General features: G+C 74.2%; 16 protein-coding genes. 10 read left to right on the top strand and 6 right to left on the bottom strand.

All coding sequences use genetic code 11. From position 1 onward, the window contains the following. Positions 1–7 precede the first annotated feature (7 nt). The 5 genes from ACIBST_RS46440 (at position 8) to ACIBST_RS46420 (ending at position 7965) form a co-directional block, all read left to right on the top strand. Positions 8–1156 carry a hypothetical protein gene (locus ACIBST_RS46440; protein ID WP_397179852.1) on the top strand — a complete coding sequence of 383 codons (1149 nt, stop codon included), beginning with the start codon at positions 8–10 and terminating at the stop codon, positions 1154–1156. A gap of 8 nt (positions 1157–1164) precedes the next feature. Continuing rightward, complete coding sequence (locus ACIBST_RS46435) at positions 1165–2334, top strand: hypothetical protein (RefSeq protein ID WP_397179851.1); 1170 nt, start codon at positions 1165–1167, stop codon at positions 2332–2334. A gap of 1 nt (position 2335) precedes the next feature. Beyond that, positions 2336–4756 carry a S8 family serine peptidase gene (locus ACIBST_RS46430; RefSeq protein ID WP_397179850.1) on the top strand — a complete coding sequence of 807 codons (2421 nt, stop codon included), beginning with the start codon at positions 2336–2338 and terminating at the stop codon, positions 4754–4756. Positions 4757–4872: 116 nt separating this feature from the next. Continuing rightward, entirely contained in the window at positions 4873–5040 is a 168-nt protein-coding gene (locus ACIBST_RS46425) for a hypothetical protein (protein WP_397179849.1), read from the top strand. Between the two features lie 219 nt (positions 5041–5259). After that, the gene (locus tag ACIBST_RS46420; protein WP_397179848.1) at positions 5260–7965 is read left to right on the top strand and encodes a glycoside hydrolase family 5 protein; all 2706 of its coding nucleotides are present in this window, start codon (positions 5260–5262) and stop codon (positions 7963–7965) included. 29 nt (positions 7966–7994) lie between these two features. On the opposite strand, the gene ACIBST_RS46415 is transcribed toward ACIBST_RS46420, so the two are convergent. After that, positions 7995–8933: an MBL fold metallo-hydrolase gene (locus ACIBST_RS46415; RefSeq protein ID WP_397179847.1), complete on the bottom strand. Its 939-nt coding sequence runs from the start codon at positions 8931–8933 to the stop codon at positions 7995–7997. 75 nt (positions 8934–9008) lie between these two features. On the opposite strand from ACIBST_RS46415, the gene ACIBST_RS46410 reads away from it, so the two are divergent. Then, positions 9009–9680 carry a TetR/AcrR family transcriptional regulator gene (locus ACIBST_RS46410; protein WP_397179846.1) on the top strand — a complete coding sequence of 224 codons (672 nt, stop codon included), beginning with the start codon at positions 9009–9011 and terminating at the stop codon, positions 9678–9680. Between the two features lie 52 nt (positions 9681–9732). On the opposite strand, the gene ACIBST_RS46405 is transcribed toward ACIBST_RS46410, so the two are convergent. Continuing rightward, a complete protein-coding gene (locus ACIBST_RS46405; protein ID WP_397179845.1) occupies positions 9733–13191 on the bottom strand; it encodes an NACHT and WD repeat domain-containing protein in 3459 nt (1152 codons plus the stop codon). 159 nt (positions 13192–13350) lie between these two features. Between ACIBST_RS46405 and ACIBST_RS46400 the strand changes: the two genes are divergently transcribed. Both ACIBST_RS46400 and ACIBST_RS46395 read left to right on the top strand, forming a co-directional pair. Beyond that, complete coding sequence (locus tag ACIBST_RS46400) at positions 13351–13878, top strand: ricin-type beta-trefoil lectin domain protein (RefSeq protein WP_397179844.1); 528 nt, start codon at positions 13351–13353, stop codon at positions 13876–13878. A 33-nt stretch (positions 13879–13911) separates the two neighbouring features. Next, the gene (locus ACIBST_RS46395) at positions 13912–15201 is read left to right on the top strand and encodes a hypothetical protein (protein WP_397179843.1); all 1290 of its coding nucleotides are present in this window, start codon (positions 13912–13914) and stop codon (positions 15199–15201) included. Between the two features lie 230 nt (positions 15202–15431). On the opposite strand, the gene ACIBST_RS46390 is transcribed toward ACIBST_RS46395, so the two are convergent. From ACIBST_RS46390 to ACIBST_RS46380, 3 genes are read right to left on the bottom strand one after another with little or no spacing between them, the layout of a single operon-like run. Then, positions 15432–16088, bottom strand: coding sequence for a TetR/AcrR family transcriptional regulator (locus ACIBST_RS46390; RefSeq protein WP_397179842.1), 657 nt, complete (start codon positions 16086–16088; stop codon positions 15432–15434). Further along, the gene (locus tag ACIBST_RS46385; RefSeq protein ID WP_397179941.1) at positions 16081–16455 is read right to left on the bottom strand and encodes a carboxylesterase family protein; all 375 of its coding nucleotides are present in this window, start codon (positions 16453–16455) and stop codon (positions 16081–16083) included. Before ACIBST_RS46385 ends, ACIBST_RS46390 begins: the two co-directional genes overlap by 8 nt. Before the next feature lie 39 nt (positions 16456–16494). Continuing rightward, entirely contained in the window at positions 16495–17067 is a 573-nt protein-coding gene (locus tag ACIBST_RS46380) for a TIGR03086 family metal-binding protein (protein ID WP_397179841.1), read from the bottom strand. A gap of 115 nt (positions 17068–17182) precedes the next feature. Here ACIBST_RS46380 and ACIBST_RS46375 point away from each other — a divergent pair, with 115 nt between their 5' ends. Then, complete coding sequence (locus ACIBST_RS46375; RefSeq protein WP_397179840.1) at positions 17183–17779, top strand: TetR/AcrR family transcriptional regulator; 597 nt, start codon at positions 17183–17185, stop codon at positions 17777–17779. Between the two features lie 422 nt (positions 17780–18201). Further along, on the top strand, positions 18202–18735 hold the full coding sequence (locus tag ACIBST_RS46370) for a DUF2165 family protein (RefSeq protein ID WP_397179839.1): 534 nt from the start codon (positions 18202–18204) through the stop codon (positions 18733–18735). Positions 18736–18870: 135 nt separating this feature from the next. On the opposite strand, the gene ACIBST_RS46365 is transcribed toward ACIBST_RS46370, so the two are convergent. Further along, on the bottom strand, positions 18871–19335 hold a 465-nt coding region (locus ACIBST_RS46365), incomplete at its 5' end, for a proprotein convertase P-domain-containing protein (RefSeq protein WP_397179838.1).

Genomic DNA, 19335 nt, shown 5'->3' with positions numbered 1-19335 from the left:
GCTCATCATGGTGAAACTCATCGCGGCGGCCGCGGCCGCCCTGCTTCTCGCCGGGCCCGCCGTTCCGGCCCAGGCCGATCCGGCGCGTTCCTGCCCGGCCGCGCGGGCCGGTTCGGCCGGCTGCCTGCTGACCGCCCGGCCGGCCGCGGAGGCCAGGGCGGCCGGGCTGCCCCAGCCGTTCTCGGCCGCCGACCTGCAGCAGGCCTACCGGCTGCCATCGGCGCGGCTGGGCGGCGGCCAGACGATCGCGGTCATCGTCCCGTACCACAACCCGAACGCGGGCAACGATCTCGCCGTCTACCGCAAGGCGAACGGGCTGCCGCCGTGCGAGGGCGAGTTCGACTGCTTCCGCCAGGTCAACCAGCGCGGCGGCGACGAGCCGCCGGGCGCCAACCCGGACTGGTCGCTGAACAGCAGCGCCGCGCTCGACATCGCCGCGGCCGCCTGCCCCAACTGCAGGCTGCTGCTGGTCGAGGCCGACGACGCCGGCGCCGAGAACCTGGGCCTGGCCGTCGACCAGGCCGTCAAGCAGGGGGCCACGGTCGTCACCACGCCGTACGGCCTGCCGGAGTACGCCGGCGAGCTGGCCCACGCCGCCCACTACGCGCACCCCGGCGTGCCCGTCACCGCCCCGAGCGGCGACGGCGGCTTCCCCGCCAGGACGGGCAGGCAGCTCGTGCCCGCCGCGTACGGGACGGTCACGGCCGTCGGCGGAACCACGCTGTACCGTCAGGCCGGCGCGCGCGGCTGGGGCGAGACCGCCTGGTCCGGATCGGGGTCGGGCTGCTCGGTCTACGTCGCGCGGCCCGCCTGGCAGCCGAAGGGGGCGTGCGGCGCCAAGCGCACCGTCGCCGACACGGCCGCCGTGGCCGACCTGCGCACGCCCGTCGCCGTCTACGACAGCTACTCCTACGGCGGCTGGGTCGCGGCCGGCGGCACCCCGATCGCCGCCGCGCTGGTGGCCGGGGTGTACGCGCTGGCCGGCAACGGCGACCTGATCACGCCGGGCAGGCAGCTGCAGGCGGGCAAGGCCCACCTGTTCGACATCACGGCGGGCAGGACCGGCGCCTGCGCCGCGCCCGAGCTGTGCAACGCCCGCCCCGGCTACGACGGCCCGACCGGCTACGGCAGCCCCAACGGCATCGGCGCCTTCTAGGAGAGCCCATGAAGACCCTCATCGCCGGCGCGCTGCTGGCCACCACTCTCACCACGCCCTCGGCCGCACCGGGAGGCTGCGTGCCGTCCTGGAACGTCGTCGACACCTCCGCGATCACCCCGGTCGACAGCTATCCGCAGGACGTCACGGTCTTCTCCGCCCGGGAGGCCCTGTTCACCGGCTCCTCCTCCGGCGGGTCACCGGCGGCCTGGACCGGCGACCTGCGCGGCGGCCGGCCGCACGACAACGCCCGCCCGCCCGTCCCGCCGCACACCAGGCAGCTCGCCGAAGCCAGCTCCTTCCACTCCCCCGACGGCGGCTGGCTGCTGCTCGACCACATGGGCACCGGCGCCGACACCACGCAGGCCGCCCGCTGGGACGGTCGGCGGTGGACGCTCCACCCGACGGCCGTCTCGCCGGCGGCGGCCACGACCGGCCTCTACCTGGCCGACGTCGCCTCGGTGTCGAAGAACGACGCCTGGGCCGTCGGCTACACCTACGGGGCCAAGAAGGGCGACCTGAACCCGCCCACCGCCGCGCTGATCGAGCACTGGGACGGCCGGCGCTGGACGATCGTCGAGAACCCGGCCGCCGGCCGCCCGGACGCGATCCTGCGCGCCGTCACCGCCGTCTCGCCCGACGACGTGTGGGCCGTGGGCAACCAGCGCGACGCCGACGGCGTCGTCAGCCCGCTCGTCCAGCACTTCGACGGCACGCGGTGGACGGAGGTGGCGGCCCCGCACCCGACGGGCGCCCTCTTCGCGGTCTCCGGCACCGGCCCCGGCGACGTGTGGGCGGTCGGCAGCCGGCGCCGCGACGGAGCCGACAACCAGGCGGCCGCCCTGGTCATGCACTGGGACGGCACGGCGTGGAGCAGCGTGACCACGCTGCCCGACCTGGGCAACAGCCGCCTCGACAGCGTCTACGCCGCCGCCCCCGGCGACGTGTGGGCCGTCGGGGACGTCGGTCTCGGCCAGGAGGAGGAGTTCCTGCACTGGGACGGTTCCGCCTGGACGACGGTCTCCCACCCCGGGCCGCGCATGAACGGCCTGACCTACAACTTCCTGGACGTGCACGGCAGCGGACCGGACAACGTGTGGGCCGTGGGCCTGACGGTCTCCGAGGTCGCCCAGGAGGTGCGGCCGGTGGCCGCCCGACTCACCTGTGGAAAGGGCTGACATGCGATTCCGGGCCTTACTCCCCGTCCTGGCCCTGGTGGCGGGGCTGACCGCGGCCTTGCCCGCCGAGGCGGCGCCGGGCGACGTCTGGGTGATCCTCAAGCCGGAGGCCAACCTGTCGGCCGCGCCCAAGGCGCGTTCCAGGACCGCGCGCGGCCAGCTCGTCGTGGACGCGCTCAAGGACACCGCCGTCCGCACCCAGTCGGACGTCAGGAAGTATCTCAAGGACGAGAAGCTGGACAGCGAGTCGTTCTGGGTCACCAACGCGATCCTGGTCAAGGGCGCGACCCCGGCCCAGGTCAGGAAGCTGACCTCGATGGGCGGCGTGCGGCAGGTGCGACCGCCGAAGACGTACGCGCTGGCCGAGCCGGTGCGGCGCGCCGCCGCGACCGCGGCAGGCGGCGGCGTGGAGTGGGGCGTGGCCGACATCAACGCCGACGACGTCTGGAAGGAGTACGGGCGGCGCGGCGAGGACATCGTCATCGCCAACATCGACACCGGCGTGCAGTTCGACCACCCCGCCCTGCGCGCCTCCTACCGCGGCGCGAACGCCGACGGCACCGTCACCCACGACTACAACTGGTTCGACACCTCGGGGCACTGCGCGGGCGGCGCTCCCTGCGACACGCACGGGCACGGCACCCACACCATGGGCACCATGGTGGGCGACGACGGCCAGGGCAACCAGATCGGCGTCGCCCCCGGCGTGAAGTGGATCACCGCGAACGGCTGCCAGACCTGCAGCGAGGAGGACCTCGTCGCGGCCGCCCAGTGGATGCTGGCCCCCACCGACAGCCACGGCCAGAACCCGGACGTCAGCAAGCGGCCGCACATCATCAACAACTCGTGGAGCTCGACCGAGCCCACCGACGAGCCGATCATCGAGGACATCCTCCAGGCGTGGGCCGCCTCCGGCATCATGGGCGTCTGGGCCAACGGCAACAGCGGCCCGTCGTGCAGGACCAGCGGTTCGCCCGGCAGCCGCACGCTCAACTACTCCGTCGGCGCCTACGGCGTGAACGGCGCGATCGCCTCCTTCTCCAGCCGCGGCCCCGGCCAGAACGGCGAGACCAAGCCGAACATCGCGGCTCCGGGCGTCGACGTGCGCTCGGCGCTGCCGGGCGGCTCCTACGGGCTGATGTCGGGCACCTCCATGGCGGCGCCGCACGCGGCCGGCGCCGTCGCGCTGCTGTGGTCGGCCTTCCCCGAGCTGGTCCGCGACCTCGACGGCACCCGGGCGCTGCTGGACGCGTCCGCGATCGACACGGCCGACGCCCAGTGCGGCGGCCCGGCCGAGGACAACAACGTGTTCGGTGAAGGGCGGCTGGACGCCTCGGCGCTGCTGGCCGTCGCCAAGGTCGGCCTCGGCACGCTGGCCGGGACCGTCACCGACGCCGAGACGGGCCAGCCGGTGCCCGGCGCCACCGTCTCCGTGACCGGCCGGCGCTCCCGCGACGCCGTGACCGGCCAGGCGGGCGACTACTCGCTGCGCCTGATCGGCGGCGACTACCAGGTGAAGGTCAAGGCGTTCGGCTACGACGACGCCACGGCCGCCGCCACGATCGCCAAGGACGGCACGGTCACGCTCGACGTCCGGCTCGCGCCGACTGCGCGGGTCCAGGTCGGCGGCGTCGTGCGGGACGGCTCCGGCCAGGGCTGGCCGCTGGCGGCCAAGGTGACGGCCTCCGACGGCGCCGGGCACACCTGGACGGCCAACTCCGACGCCGGGACCGGCGCGTACCGGCTGGAGCTGCTGCCCGGCACGACGTACACGCTGGAGGCGGCGGCCGTGCCGCGCGGCTACACCCCGGCCGTCCGGCAGGTGAGCATCGGCACGGCGCCGCTCACCGAGGACTTCGCGCTGACGGTGACCCTGGCCTGCGAGGCCCCCGGCTACGCGCCGGTCCTGGAGGGCGTCACGGAACGGCTGGACGCCGGGCTGCCGGGCGGGTGGAGCGTCACCAACGCCGATCCCGGCTTCCCCGGGTACGCCCACGAGCCCGGCTGGGTGCTGAACGATCCGGGCGGCCGTACCAACAGGACGGGCGGCAAGGGCGGGTTCGCGATCGTGGACTCCGACCACTACGGCCTGCACCACGTCCAGGAGACCACGCTGACGTCGGCGGCCGTGGACCTGTCGAAGGCAGCCGCCCCGGCCCTGCAGTTCGCCTCCGACGTGGAGCCGAGGGTGAACGGCACGGCGCTCGTGGACGTCAGCCTCGACGGCGGCCGGACCTGGGCGAACGTCTGGAAGAAGGCGGGCTACCCCGGGGCTCGCGGGCCCGAGCTCCAGGTCGTGGAGCTGCCGCAGGCGATCGGCCGCAACGCGGTGCGGGTCCGCTTCACCTTCCTCGGCCAGCTGTCCGGGTGGTGGGGGATCGACGACGTCTTCCTCGGCCACCGCACCTGCGAGAAGAAGTAGCCTCTCCGGGGCCCGTCCCTGACGGGCCCCGGAGCTCGACGCGGCGCGCGTCGAGCGGAGACGGCCGGACGATCTCTGTAGACCGTGCCGAGCGCCTGCCCCTGACATCCCGCTTCATGATGATCCGCGTGCTGGCCGCCACGGCGGCCGGACTGATGGCGTTCTCCGGTACGGCAGCCGCCTACCCGGTCCAGGGCGCCCCCGAGCTCACCCACAACCCCCTGTACAAGAAGGGCAAGCTCGCCAAGGGCACGACGAAGTCCTCGACCACCACATATCCGTGACCGGCCCTGATGTCGGTCCTGACCGGCTTTAAGTCGGGGATGAACGGCTCCCAGGCGTCGTTCAGGCAGCCGACGAGGGTGTTCGCAACACCTGGAAGGCGCCGGAGTCCAAGGGCGCGTGACGGGCCCCTCCGCCGGTATCCGCCTGGCATGAGCCCGAGCGCGGATGGATCTTGGCTCTTCATTTGTGAGCGATGCTCATGTATGGTCGCCGTCACTATGAGGAACCGCTGGTTGTCGCCGATCGCCGTCGTGGTACTTGCCGCCGTCATCACGCTGGGAGCGGTGTTCGACCCGTCTGGGTTGGCCGCGCCGTACACCTGGACGGGGGCCGAGCTGCTGCCCGTCGCCGCGCTCTGGCAGGTGGCCCCCCTGGCCGTGTACGTGCCGCTGCTGCTGGCGGGGGTCGGCGTGCTGACGTGGGCTCTCGCCCGTGGACGTACCCCGCTGCGTACGGCGCTGCTGGTGTGGGGCGCGGTGGTGTGGTCGGCGATGGCGGCGAAGCTGGTGATGTCGCTGGCGATGACCTTCGACGACGTGCTCTACCTGGTGTGGTCGACGGGCTTCACCGGCGTCAAGGCGGCGGTCTTCGGCCTGCCGGTGGCAGTGGCCGCCTGGCTCACCCAACTCCTGCACCGCCGCCTCACCCCGCTTCCCGCGCCCCCGACGTCCGAGGCGTCGGGGGCGTCCGGCGTGTCCGGGGCCTCCGCAGCCCCTGCGGCCTCCCCCGCGTCCGCGTCCGCGGCCTCCCCGGCCTCTCCGGCGTCCGTGGCCTCCCCGGCGTCCGTGGCGTCCGTGGCGTCCGCGGCCCCATCGGCCCCATCGGCCCCTGCGGCGCCCGAGGTCCGGCCCGCGGCGGTACCTGGGGCGGTCGTCCTGAGGGTGTCGGCGTCGGGATGGGTTGCGGCGGGCGTGGCCGTCGTCCTGGGTGTGTCGGTCGGCGGGGTGTGGTGGGGCGGGTCGCCCGTCGGATATGCCATCGGTGACTCGCCGCTGGCCCCCGCGCCCGAGGCGGGACCGCTGGGCTGCCTGGCAGCCGTCACTCTGCTCGGCGTGCTGACGTGGGCGTTGCACCGCTGGTTCAGCGCCACCGCCTCGCCCCGGCCCGTCGTGGCGGGGCTGTCGGCGCTGGGGGCGGCCGGGACGCTGGGCCTGGTCGAGGTGGCCGTCGGGATCCCCGGCGACCTGGCGGGCGGCGGCCTGTTCTGGGCGCCGGCGATCATGCTTCGCCTCGCCCCCGCGCTCTCCTTCGGCGCCCTCCTCGCCCCGGCGACGGCGGCGCTCGTCGCCCTCCTCGGCACCACGCGTCCGGCACGCAAAGGCGTCGCCCTTCTCCCCGCCAGCCGTCCGGCGGACCAGGGCGCGCCCCTTCTCCTCGCCAGCCGTCCGGCGGACCAGGGCGGCGCTCTCCTCCCCGCCACTCGCCCGGCGCGCAGGGGCGTCGCCCGGGTCGCGCCGATCGCGATGGCGGTCGTCGTGGCCGTGGCGGCGCTCGCCTTACCGCTCCTGCGACCCGCCACCACCACCGCCCAGCCACCGCGCACCCCCGGCCTGACCCTCTCGGCCGACCGCCGGATCGTCGACGCCGACGGCAACGAGGTGCTGCTGCGTGGCGTGAACGTCAACCAACTCGAAGACTATTTCCAGAAATTCCCGGACAAGGCGGTGACGCGACCGCTCACCGACGCCGACTTCGCCGGCATGGCGAAGATGGGCTTCAACGTCATCCGGCTGGCCCTGTCCTGGTCGGCGCTGGAACCCCGCCCCGGCCACTACGACCCGGCCTACCTCGCCAAGATCTCCTGGGCCGTCGAAGCCGCCGCCCGGCACGGCCTGCGCACGGTCATCGACATGCACCAGGACGCCTGGGGCAAGGGCGTCGGCGCCGCCCCCGGCGCCACCTGCCGGAACGGCTCCCCGATGCACGGCTGGGACGGCGCCCCCACCTGGGCCGACCGCTTCGACGGCGCCCCCAGGTGCGAGTTCACCGGACGCGACATCTCCCCGGCCGTCGCCCGCGCCTTCACCAGCTTCTACCAGGACAGGGACGGCATCCAGACCCGCCTGGTCGCCGCCTGGGGCATGCTGGCGGAGCGGTTCGCGAACGAGCCGATGGTCGCCGGATACGACCTGCTGAACGAGCCCGGCTTCGGCGAGGCGCCGCCGATCACCTCCGGCGTCCTGCTCGGCCGCTACTACGACCGGGCGATCAAGGCCATCCGGGCGGGCGAGCGGCGCGGGTTCCCCCACCTGGTCTTCTTCGAGCCGTCCGTGCTCTGGTCGGGGCTCGGCTTCGAGGTGCCGGTGCCCAAGGGCTTCACCGACGACCGGCTGCTCGTCTTCGCTCCCCACCTCTACAACGAGTCGATCACCATCGACCAGGGCACCGGCCTCACCGTCACGAGCATCGAGCGCGGCTTCGAGCTGGCGAGCCGGGCGGCGGAGTACTACGGCGCCGGGCTCTGGTCGGGCGAGTGGGGCTGGTTCGGCGACCCCGCCGCCGCCCCGATCGCGAGATACACCGACCAGGAGGACCGGCACCGCATCGGTGGCGCGTTCTGGGTCTGGAAGCAGTCCTGCGGCGACGCCCACGCCGGCGCCGACGCCGGGACCGGCGGCAACCTCATGATCGAGGACTGCGCCACCGGGAAGGACCTGCCCCCGCCCGCCGAATACGTCGCCGAGCTGTCGCGCCCCTACCCCCGCTCCGCCCCCGGCCGTCTGACCGGCCTGACGTCGGACCGGGCGAGCCTCACGGCCCGGGGCGAGGGCAGCGGGTGCGGGCTCGACGTCTGGTTCCCGGGCGACGCCCGGCCGTCCGTCCGTGGCACCGGACTCAGCGGCGTCGCCGTCCGGCAGGCGCCGGGCGGCTGGCGCATCACCGGCTGCACCTCGGGTTCGTACAGCGTGACAGCGGACGCATAGCGCTCCCCCGGTCGAGGGGGACGGTCACGTCACCGGTGTCCGGCGGCGTAGAAGGCGCGGGCGGCGAAGCCGATCCACTCGGGGCGCTCCCAGGTGGTCCAGCGGGCGCGCGCCTGCGCGTCGATCTGCGCGGCCGTCTCGTCGGCGGAGGCGCCCGCCGCGCGCAGGCGCGCGACCTCGCCGTGCACGTGGTCGAGGTAGTCGCGGACGTCGCGGATCAAGGAGACGCCGCCCACCTCCCCGTGGCCGGGCACGACGATCTCGGGCTCGCCGGCGATCAGGGCGTCGAGCACGCCGATCCATCCGGGGCCGTCCACGTCCACGTCGTACGGCGGGAAGTACGGCGCGATCGGGAAGATGCGGGTCTCGATCAGGTCGCCGCCGAACAGCACGCGGTCGTCGATGACGACGACCTGGTCGGAGGCCGTGTGCGCGGGGCCGACCGCGCGCAGCGCCGCCTTGCGGCCGCCCAGGTCGATCTCGGCCCGGCCCTCGTAGACCAGGTCGGGGTCGACGAGTTCGACGCCTTCGAGCTCGGCCGCCGCGGCGGCGCTCAGCCCCGTGAACATCTCGACGTAGGCGGCGCCCTTGCGGTGCAGTTCCGCGCGCTGGGAGGCGTTGTAGACGATCGTCGCGGCGCCCTTGAACGCCTGCGCCCCGAACCCGTGCTCGGGGTGGAAGTGCGTGATGGTCAGGTACAGCCGCCGGTCGCCGGCCAGGCGCCGGGCCTGCTCCAGGACGAACTCGCCGTTGCGGCGGCCCATGCCGGTGTCGACGACCAGCGCGGCGTGCTCGCCCACGACGATGCCGACGTTCGGGACGAGCTCGACGCGGTTGTCCGGGATGACGTACACGCCGTCGGACACCTCGACGGGCTCGCCGCGCACGACCGGCGGCGGGCTCGTCCGCACGTCGGGAAGGTCGGACAGGTCAGGGGACGGGTTCGGCGTCACATCGGCAGGGCACATGATCCGGCTCCAATCTGAACACTGTTGAGATGCTGGCGAGCGTAGCAGAGATCTGATCAGTGTTAAGATCGGGCGATGGCGAAGGGGCGATACCACCACGGTGACCTGCGCAGCGCGCTGCTCGACGCCGCCGAGGCCCTCGTGCGCGAGCGCGGCGCCGACGGCTGGTCCCTGCGCGAGGCCTCGGCGCGCGTCGGCGTCAGCCCCAGCGCCGCCTACCACCACTTCGCCTCCCGCGACACGCTGGTGCGCGCCCTGTCCGAGCGGACGCTCGCCTGGCTCGGGGAACGCCTGCGACAGGACTGCGAGCGCGCGCCCGGCCAGGCCGGCGACCCGCAGCGGCGGCTGATCGCCCTGGGGTGCGGCTATGTGCGCTGGTCGCTCGGCGATCCGGCCGTGGCCCGGCTCGTGCTGCGCGGCGGCGCCACCGCCCCCGACTCCGCCATCTCCCCCCACCCGCACGACGTCCTGACCGCGGAGCTCGACCGGCTCGCCGCGGTCGGCGGCCTGCCGGAGCCCGCCCGTGAGGGGGCGGAGTTCGTGGTGTGGGCCGCGCTGCACGGGCTGGCCGTGCTGCTGGCCGACGGCCTGGTGCGCTTCGGCGACGCGCGCGCGGTCGATCTCCAGACCGCGCGCGTGGTCCGCACCACGCTCAACGGCCTGGCCCAGGAGGCGTCGCACGCGGCGGGCCGTCCCGAGGGGCGCTCGGCGCACACCGAGCGCCTGGCCCGCCGCCCTCCCGCCTGACCCCGTCCTTCGGCCGCCTCGCCGCCGCCCGGCCGGGCCGCTCCCAGGCCGGTCAGCGGTCCTGCGGCCCGCAGGTCGGCTGGTAGGGGAAGTCCGGGAAGTACCTGGCCCATTCCTCCCGGCCGAGCCCGTGGCCGACCCGCCGGCAGACGGTGCTCGCGGCCCCGGCGGCGCTGAGGTCGTAGCGCTGGAAGGGCAGGTGCTTGCCCGCCACCGACAGCGCGTCGCCGCCGAGGGACAGCGCGAGGACGGCGCCGCCCGGCGTGGCGAGGGGCGGGCCGACAGGCCGGCGGCCGGCGGTGTCCCACAGTTGGACGGCGCCTCCCTCCGTGCCGACGGCGAGCAGGCCGGCGTCCGGGGAGAAGGCCAGCGCGGTGACGGCTCCGGAGGCGGTGGGGGGCAGTGTGCCCAGGTTGCGGCGGAGGTCGCCGTCCCAGAGGGCGGTTCGTCCTCTGGTGTCGCCGGTGGCGAGGAACCGGCCGTCGGGGCTGTAGGCCAGCGCCTCCGCCGGGCCGGGGCCGCCGCCGGCCGGCCGCAGCGGCGGCAGCGAGGCGACCTCGCCCCGGTCGGTCAGCAGGCGTTCTCCCCCCGGGGCGACGGCGATCCGGGTGCCGGTGACGCCGGGGTTCGTGGTGACGGCGCCGGTGCGCGGGTTCCAGCTCGTGAGCGCCTCCGGCCCGGCCGAGGCGCCGCTGATGAGCAGCAGCTCGCCGTTCCGGGCGAAGGCGAGCGGCCCGCCGTGGCGGAATGGCGGCGACTGGCCGGTGATCCGCCGTCCGGCCAGGTCCCACAACGTCGCGGTGAAGGAGGCGGCATAGGCGTCGCCGTAGGCGAGGGTCCGGCCGTCGGGGCTGAGGGCGGCCTGCATCCAGCAGGGCGTCGGGCAGGCGGGCCGGGGCGGGCCGGGCAGCTCTTGCCCGGTCCTGGCGTCGCGCAGCTCGACACGGTCCCGGTAGGTGAGGAGCAGGGTCGTGCCGTCCGGGCTGAAGGCGGCGGAGGTCGCCCTCTCCTCGCGCCAGTCGCGGGTGAAGGCCGAGCCGACGCGCAGGGTGTGCACGGTGGAGCCGGTCAGGTAGCGGATCTCCCCGGCGTCGGGGCCGATCCAGAGGTCGTCGACCAGGTCGCCGTGGAGCGGGTGGCGCAGGAGCACTCCTTGGAGGTGGTTCGTGGCGCGCACCTGGAGCTCGTCCTCTCCGGCGGTCGCGACGAAGGCGCCGTCGGCGCTGAAGCCGATCTCGCGCACGCCCGGCGCGCTGAGTCCGGCGGCCTCGGTGCCCGAGGCCACGTCCCACACCCTGACCAGGGCGGGGGTGGCCAGGAGCAGCGTCCGTCCGTCCGGGGAGAGGCGCAGGCGTCCCTCGCGGCACTGCTCGGCGGTCGGGGTGGGCGCCCAGGCGGGGGCGGTGGGGCGGCCGGTCGCGGGGTCGGGCAGGCGCAGCGGTTCGCCGGGGCTGCACACCAGCGGCGGCGCCGCCGCGTCGGAGCCGGCGGGCGCGTCGATGACCTGGGGCTGGTGGGTGCGCAGGTCCCAGCGGGTGACCCGGGTGGCGGTGGCGCTGATCAGCCAGCGGCCGTCGGCGCTCAGGCTGCGCCGGGTGTCCGGGGAGGTGTCCTGGTCGGTGAAGACGTCCTGCTGCGGCTGGAGGCTCGGGGGGGGGGGGGGGGGGGGGGGGGGGGGGGGGGGGGGGGGGGGGCCCGGGGCGCCGCGGGGCGCCGAGGCGCGGGGGGGGGTGGAGATGACCCCCGCGCGGCCGGGGGCGCTGGGGCGGCGGGGGGTGGCGGGGGGGGTGGCGTGGGGGGTGACGCCGTCCGGCGGGGGGGGGCGGCGCGCGGCCCGGAGGGCCGCGCGGGTCTCGGGGAGGTCGGCCAGCTTCCAGGCGGCCAGGCTGAGCCGCATGGCCAGGGACGGTTCCGACAGGGGCAGGGTCTCGGCCGTCCCGGCGATGTCGCGGGCGTGCAGCTCCCGCTTCTGCCGGCCGTTCACCAGGCTTCGCTGCCAGATGAGGGACGTCGCGACCAGCAGGCACACCGCCAGGACGGCCAGGACCGCGGTGCGCCGCCTGCCCTTCCTGCGCTCGCCGTGGCTGGCGGCCAGGAAGGCGCGTTCGGCCGGGGTGAGGGTCCGGGCCGTGAGGTGTTCGCGGGCCAGGTCAAGGCGCAGCCCCCGGTAGAGGGCGCCGGGGTCGCGGCCGTGCTCCTCCCACGTGTAGGCCGCCTCGGTGAGCCGCCGGTGCACCCTCAGGCGTTCGCGGTCCTCCTCGGCCCAGGCGCGCAGCCGGGGCCAGGCGGTCAGCAGGGCCTCGTGGGCCAGGTTGACCGTCTCGCCGTCCTGGGTGACGAGGCGGGCGGCGGTCAGGCGTTCGAGCAGGAGCGGGCCCGGGTCGCCGGGGTCGCCGGTCAGCAGCTCCGAGCGCCGTACCGGGCGGCGGGTGGGCTGCGCGCCCGCCTCGCCGGGCATGACCAGCCGCAGCAGCAGGTCGCGCAGCCGGTCCTGCTGGGCCGGGGTCAGGCCGGCGTGAAGCTTCTCGGAGGTGCGGGCGACCGCGCCCGCGATGCCGCCCGCGGCCTCGTACGCCTCCAGCGTCAGCGCCTTGCCGTGGTGGCGTTTCCAGGTCTCCAGCAGGGCGTGCGACATCAGCGGCAGGCCGCCGGGCTGCCCGGTGACCTCCTCCAGGATCCGGGCCGTCAGCTCGCGCTGCACGATCAGGCCGGCGGTGGCCGCGGGCTTGACGATCGCCTGGCGCAGCTCGGCCGGGCTCATCGGGCCCACCAGGACGGTGGCGTCCTCGACGGCCTCGATCAGCCGGGGATGGTCGGCGCACCGTCCGAAGAAGTCCGCGCGTACGGAGAGCACGACTCCGCCCTCGGCGGCCACCAGCGCGTCGATGAACGCCTCGCGCTCGGCGGGGTCCTCGCACAGCGTGAACACCTCCTCGAACTGGTCGACCACGACCAGCTCCCCCTCGGCGGCGGCCGGCAGAGCCGTCAGGGCCGGATGGACGCCCGGCGTGACGACGCGCGCCGCGCGCGGCCGCAGCGCCGGCACCAGCCCGGCGCGCAGCAGCGAGGACTTGCCGCAGCCGGACGGGCCGACCACCATCACCATCCGGTGCGCCTTCACCATGCCGGCCAGCCGCTCCACCAGCGCGGACCGGCCGAAGAAGTAGGCCCGGTCGGCCTCCTCGAACCCGGCCAGCCCCCGGTACGGCGCCCGCTCGCACGCGGCGGCCACGGACGCCCGCTCCCGGTCGGCGGCCAGGGTCTCCTCCCAGCGGACCCGCCATTCCCGCTCGTCGCCGCCGCAGGCGCGGACGTAGGCCAACGTGACCGGCAGGGTCGGCAGCCTCTCCCCGGCGGCGGCCTGGGCCAGCGTGGAGGCGGCGAAGCGGGCCCGCGCGGCCATCACCCGGTAGGACGGGGTGCCCGCCTGCTCCCGTAACTTGCGCAGCTCGACCGCGAAAGCGGCGACCGGGCCGTCCGTCGGATCCACGACCTGTTCACGTCGTCCCATGCGCTCCCCCTAGGTCCCATGAGAACCACAAACCAGCGCAAAATACGACTTCACCCCGATTCGATCAAGTTTGTCCATGGCGCGAAACGGGCTTCCGGACAATGATCGCCCCGCTGAGACTGGGGACCTGCCACGCCGCCGAGAAGCCGAGGACATCCCATGCGCCTGCTCGTCGCCCTGACCCTGTCGCTGCTCACGCCGGCCCCCGCCGGACCCGCCGTTCCGGCGGCGGGCGGCACCGGCGTCGTCAGGTTCGTCAACGCGGGCACCGGCGACTGCCTGGACGCCAACAACGGCGAGGACGTCCGCTCCCTGGCCTGCAACCGGGAGGCGGGCAAGCCCGAGGACGGGTGGCAGCTCTGGCACGTCGAGGACATCTCCCGGGCCACAGGGGTGCCCGGGACGTTCATGATCCGGAGCGACCACGAGAGGTACGACCGCCGATGCCTGACCGCACGGGGGCCCAGGAAGCAGGACGCGATCCTGGCCCCCTGCGCGCCGGGCGACAGCGGGCAATGGTGGACGTTCGACGGCGCCAGGATCCTGGCCCACCGGTACGGCAAGGCCGCCCTCTACGACGAGGCGGGCACCCTGCACGTCCGCGTCGCCCGCCACGCCCGGCCCGGCGTGAACGCCCGGTGGTGCCGGCGGGCCTGGCCCACCCAGAAGGCGTCCTGCGACGCCTGACGATCACAGCGAGAAGAGGATCCGTTGGGACAGATGTTGATCGCGCTGGCGATGACGGCCGCCGTCATGAGCGCCGCGCCGGCGGCCGCCAGCACCGCGGCCCCCGCGTCCGCGGGGGCCGCCGCGGCGGTCCAGGTGGTGGCGCCGCTCAAGCGCCTGACCGGCGACGCGCTCACCGGGCTGTCGCTCACGGTCGGGGCCGAGCCGTACACCCAGCCCATGGAGGACGCGTTCAGCCTGACCACCCTGGACCAGGTGCTCAGCGGCGACGATCGGACCCAGCTCCCGACGCCCGCCGGTGACCCGGCCTGCGCCTCGCGCATGCAGTCCTTCGGTCCGGCGACGGGCGGCGTCGGCAGGTCGTTCTGCTGGGACGCCAAGCTGCAGGGCCTGACGGGCGAGACCGCCTGGGTGCCGCAGGGCCTGGCCACCTCCGGTGAGGCGAGGAACGACGCCGCTCCGGTGCCCACCTCGAAGGACGCGCTGATCACGAGCTGGTCCTGGCAGAACCCGCCCACCCACTCGCTGGCCAACTCGGTGCGGCTGTCGGTGGTGAACCTGAACGACATGCGTCACCGGACCGTCCTGCCGGTCTGGGTCCGTCCGGACGGGACCCTGAGCCGGATCTACGGGCACGGCGGCGGCCTGGCCTGGAGCGGCCCCTACCTGTTCATGGCCACCACCCCCGGCTGGCCCGACGGCACCGGCGCCCCGAGCGCCAAGCGCAGCGCCATCCGCGTGTTCGACACCCGCCGGATCTACCGCCATCAGACCAAGCTCGACGACTACCAGTACGTCATGCCGGAGGTGGCCAACTTCGTCAGCCCCGACCTGCACTTCGACTACATCTCGCTGGACCGGACGAGCGCCGGCCGGCAGGCCCTCGTGGTGGGCGACTACCGGGCCACCTGGCTGAACGGCCAGCCCCAGCCGCTGAACGGCACCCGGATCGCGCGCTACGCCTTCCGCTCGGCCGAGACCGGCGACTACCGGCTCGACCTGACCCCGACGGCGGCCTGGGAGTCCACCACGCCCACGACGGCGGAGACCCACGCCATCAGCGACGTCCAGGGCGTCCAGCTCCACGACGGCCGGCTCTACGTCAACATGAGCGCCGGCAAGTTCGTCAACGTCCCGTACTCCAGGCGCTTCGCGTCGGTGGACCTGGCCTCCATGACGATGACGGCCCGTACGGACTGGGGCTACCGGCCGGAGGACCTGTCGCTGTGGTACTCGGGCGCCGGGGGCGAGCTGTGGGGGCTGACCGAAGGCGAGGACCAGCGGGTCGTCTACTCCGTCGCCCTCGGCAACCTCGCGCCCTGAGCCCCGCGCCCTTCCGGGCGGCCCCGTCCGGAGCGATCCTCCGGACGGGCCCGCCTCGGCGGCCTCCGCCGGGCCGTGCGGCTCACCTCTCGGCGATGAACCCGACGATCTGCTGTTCTCGGCCCTGTCGATCATCATGCTGCCGATGATCGCGGTCTGCGTGGTGTTCAGCCGCCAGGTGGTGAGCGGCATCACGGCGGGCGGCCTCAAGTGGCCCGGCGGGTTCGGCGTCAGGGGCCCTCGCCGGTGATGCGCAACGCGAAGTCCGCGTAGGTGTCCGCGACCTCGTGCGGTTCGTACGGCAGGGCGGAGTCGTACCAGTTCGCCACGCGCATCCCCATCCCGCTGATCGCGGTCACCGCGAGGAAGGCGTCGGGCACGGCGAAGACGCCCGCGGCGATGCCCTCGTCGATGATGTCGATGAGCAGTTGCCGGCCGGCCGCGCGCAGCACGAGTGCGGGGCCGGCCAGCTCGGGAGACAGGGCGTGCAGCTCGTTGTCGGCCACGACGGCCAGCATGGGGAACTCCGCGTGCGCCAGGACGTGCGCGCGCACCACCCGGCGCAGGCGCGAGGCGGGATCGGCCGGGCCCGCCGCGGCCGCCTCGGTCAGCCGCCGGTGGCGCTCCTCGTGACCGATGCGCACCAGCTCCGCCAGGACGTTCTCCTTGGTCGGGTAATGGGAGTAGAGCGTCGCCGAGCGGATCTCGCAGGCCACCGCGAGGTCGCGGATGGAGGTGCCGTAGAAGCCCCGCTCGGCGAAGAGCTGCAGCGCCTGGCGCAGGATCCGGCCGGAGGTGCCCTGGAGCAGGACGTGCTCGGGCAGCCGGATGTCGCAGGCGGCGATCCGGCGCTGGGTCGCCAGAGCGGCCGATCGGTCGTCAGTCACGCGCCCATTCCGCCGCGACGCCGCTCCGGCCGGTCTCCTCGCACGTCGGGGCGCGGGCGCGGCCCCGGCCGGAGGGCGTCTCGGTCACTGCGGCACGAGCGCGTTGCGGCGCGGCGAGCGCCCCGGCCGTGGCCGGCACCTTCAGCCGGGCCGCCATCAGCCGCACCGTCCGCGCGGCCTCGGCCCGCGGCACGGTGTGCGGCGGGCCGCTCTGCATGACGGCCCGGCGGAACAGGCCTCTGGCGCGCGGGCTGGTGAGCAGCGCGCCGATGCTGACGGCGCCCGCCGACTCGCCGAAGACGGTGACGTTGCCGGGGTCGCCGCCGAAGGCCGCGATGTTGTCGCGCACCCATTCCAGCGCGGCGATCTGGTCGAGCCTCGGTCGGCAACCGAGGGGTCGGCCGGGTCACCCGAGCGCGGAGAGGTCGCGGCCGAGGAAGGCCAGCAGCCGCCGGTGGGCGGGAGCGTCCCCGGCCTGGTGGACCTCGGGGCCGAACATCCCGGGGAGGCGGAAGGCGTCGAAGTCCATGCCGCGCATGGCCGCGAGCAGATCGTCGCAGCTCTGCCCGTCGACGAGCCGCTCCTGGCCGGTGGCGATCGCCAGGTCGGCGCCGTGCGCCAGGACCTCGGTGAGATGGACCAGTGCGGCCATCGGCCCGGGGACGGCGCCGAATCCCAGCCGTACGGTCCTCTCCAGGGCGCCCGGACGGCGCCAGGCCGCGCGGTCGAGGCGGGCGGCCTCGGCGAAGGCGGCCGGCGGGTCGGCGCCCAGCCAGTCGTCCTCGTGCTCGCCTCCCGGGTCGGCGCCGGTGAGCTGGGCGGCGAAGATCCGCATGCCGCCGACCAGGTGGTTGAGTTCGGCGCGCACGTCCCATCCCGGGCAGGGCGTGGGGGCGGCAAGGTGGTCGCCGGTGATGCCCGTGACGATGGCCGCGGTCATGCCGATGGCCCGGTCGATCCGGTCGATCAGGTTGTTCATCCGTTTGCTCGTTCCGTCGCCGTCCGAGACGGAACGGGACCGTCTCGGCATGGCCTGCACAGTAGCTTTCACCGACCCGAGACGCAACCGTTCCGTCTCGGGTAGGCTGGGCGGCATGAGCCGACCGTCAGCAGTCCGCCCGCCGGGCGGGCCCGTCCTGCAGGACGCCGTCACCGAGGCGATCCGCGCCGCCTTCTTCGAAGAACTCGCCGAAGCCGGCTACGGGCGGCTGTCACTGGAGGCCGTGGCCCGGCGCGCCGGCTCGGGCAAGGCCGCCATCTACCGACGCTGGAAATCCAAGGAGGCCATGACCATCGACCTGGTCACCCAGGTCGCGACCACCGCCGCCGACACCCCCGACACCGGCACGCTGCGGGGAGACGTCCTGGCCTTCCTGACCGCGACCGACGCGGCCCTGCGGCATCCGCTGGCATCCCGTATCGTGCCCGATCTGCTCGCGGCGGGCGCCCACCACCCCAACATCGCCGCGTCCCTGCGCGACAAGGTCGCCGGAACCCGCCGCGAGAAGGTGGCCGGCATCCTGCGGCGGGCCATGGAACGCGGGGAGCTTCCCCCCGGCGCCGACCTCGAACTCGGCCTCGACCTGCTGGCGGGCCCCCTCTACTGGAGCACCACCGTCCGCCGGGCCCCCCTCGACCCGGCTCGCCTGGCCCGGCTCGCCGACAAGGTGGTCGCCGCCCTCGCGGCATGACGCGCACTCGGCCGCAGGTTTCGTGGCGGCGCCCCTGCCGGGCGGGACGGACGTCCGGGCCGCGACGATTCAGAAGGCCGAGGCGGTGCATCGCGCTGATGTCGGAGTTCCAGCGGCGCTCGCCGCGGGTGTGGAGCGACGACATCGGCGGCCGGTGAGCCGCGTCCCGGGGCCCGTCGCGCGGCGCTGGCCCGCGGATCTGCGCCCTTGATGCGTGGTTTGCAGAGTCGGCTACTATTAGTCACGTTGTTCCACCTCAGGCTGAGGGGCCCGCGACGTCACCACCAGTGACGGAGCCAGTGGAGCGGCCCGGCGAGTTCCTCCACGCCGGGCGAGCGGGCCCCGTGGATCTTTCCCCTTGCAGGACACCTCCTCTGGGCTCGTGTGCTCATTCGATTTCAGAGATGTCAAAGGAAAGAACCTTGGCCCGCTTCGACACCATCGTCGCGCTTCGCCTGGCGAAGGCGCTGCTCACCTTCACCGTCGGCGGCTTCGCGCTGCTCGTCGTGTTCGGCAACCTCACCGACTACGGCACGAACTTCGAGTTCGTCCGGCACGTGCTGGCCATGGACGCGCAGAAGCCCGAACTCGCCGCGGTCAGCCAGATCAACTACCGCGCCATCTCGTGGACGTGGGCGCACCACGTCGCCTACGTCGGCGTCATCCTCACCGAGGCGGTCATCATGGTGACCTGTCTGGTGTCGGCCTGGCAGCAGGTCAGGGCCGTCGGCCGCGACGACGCCGCCTTCCAGCGGTCCAAGCGGTGGGGCGTCGTCGGCTGCACGGTCGCCCTGCTGCTGTGGTTCTTCGGCTTCCAGGCCATCGGCGGCGAGTGGTTCGGCATGTGGATGAACGGCACCTGGAACGGCATCCCCGACGCGGTGCGGCTGTGCACCTACATCGGGATCGTGCTGGTCTTCCTCAGCCTCCGCAACGACACCCGCGAGACCGCCTGACCCGACCGCCTGACCCGACCGCCGGCCCGGAGCCCGGCGCGCGCCCGCGCCGAAGACGTGCCGAAGGCGTGCCGAAGACGTGGGGAAGCCCCGGCCGGAGGACCGGCCGGGGCTCCTTACCTGTGATGGGGACGCTCAGAGCGTGATGCTCCAGGTGTCCAGGAAGCCGGTGTCACCGGCGTAGACGTCCCTAATGTCGAGCGTCCAGGTGCCGGCGGCCTGCTGGGTGACCGGGACCGAGAAGGTCCGGGTGCCGTACTGCGTGCAGCTGGTGCCACCGTAGGCGTCTACCAGGTAGTAGGTGCCGTTCGGGCCGCGGAGCCGGATGTTCAGGTCCTCGGCGCAGGTGTGGCTGATCGTGATCGACAGCTTGACCGGGGAGACCGCGGTGCCCGTCGCGTTGGACGTGATCGAGCTCTGGGTGGTGGAGTAGTCCCTGATCTGGTAGTCGGTGTTGTTGGTGAACGTCCGGCCGGGGCCGCCGGTGCCCACCGTGAGGGTGAAGGTCGCGGTGTGCGTGGTCGAGCCGGTGCCCGTGATGGTGATCGGGTAGGTGCCCTGGGCCGTGGAGGCGCCGACGGACAGGGTCAGCGTGGAGGA

The organism is Nonomuraea sp. NPDC049684 (genome assembly GCF_044465345.1).
In the GTDB taxonomy this organism is placed as follows: Bacteria; Actinomycetota; Actinomycetes; order Streptosporangiales; family Streptosporangiaceae; genus Nonomuraea.
Note: the sequence above shows the minus strand (reverse complement) of the source record. Positions and strands in the feature narration are given on the sequence as shown.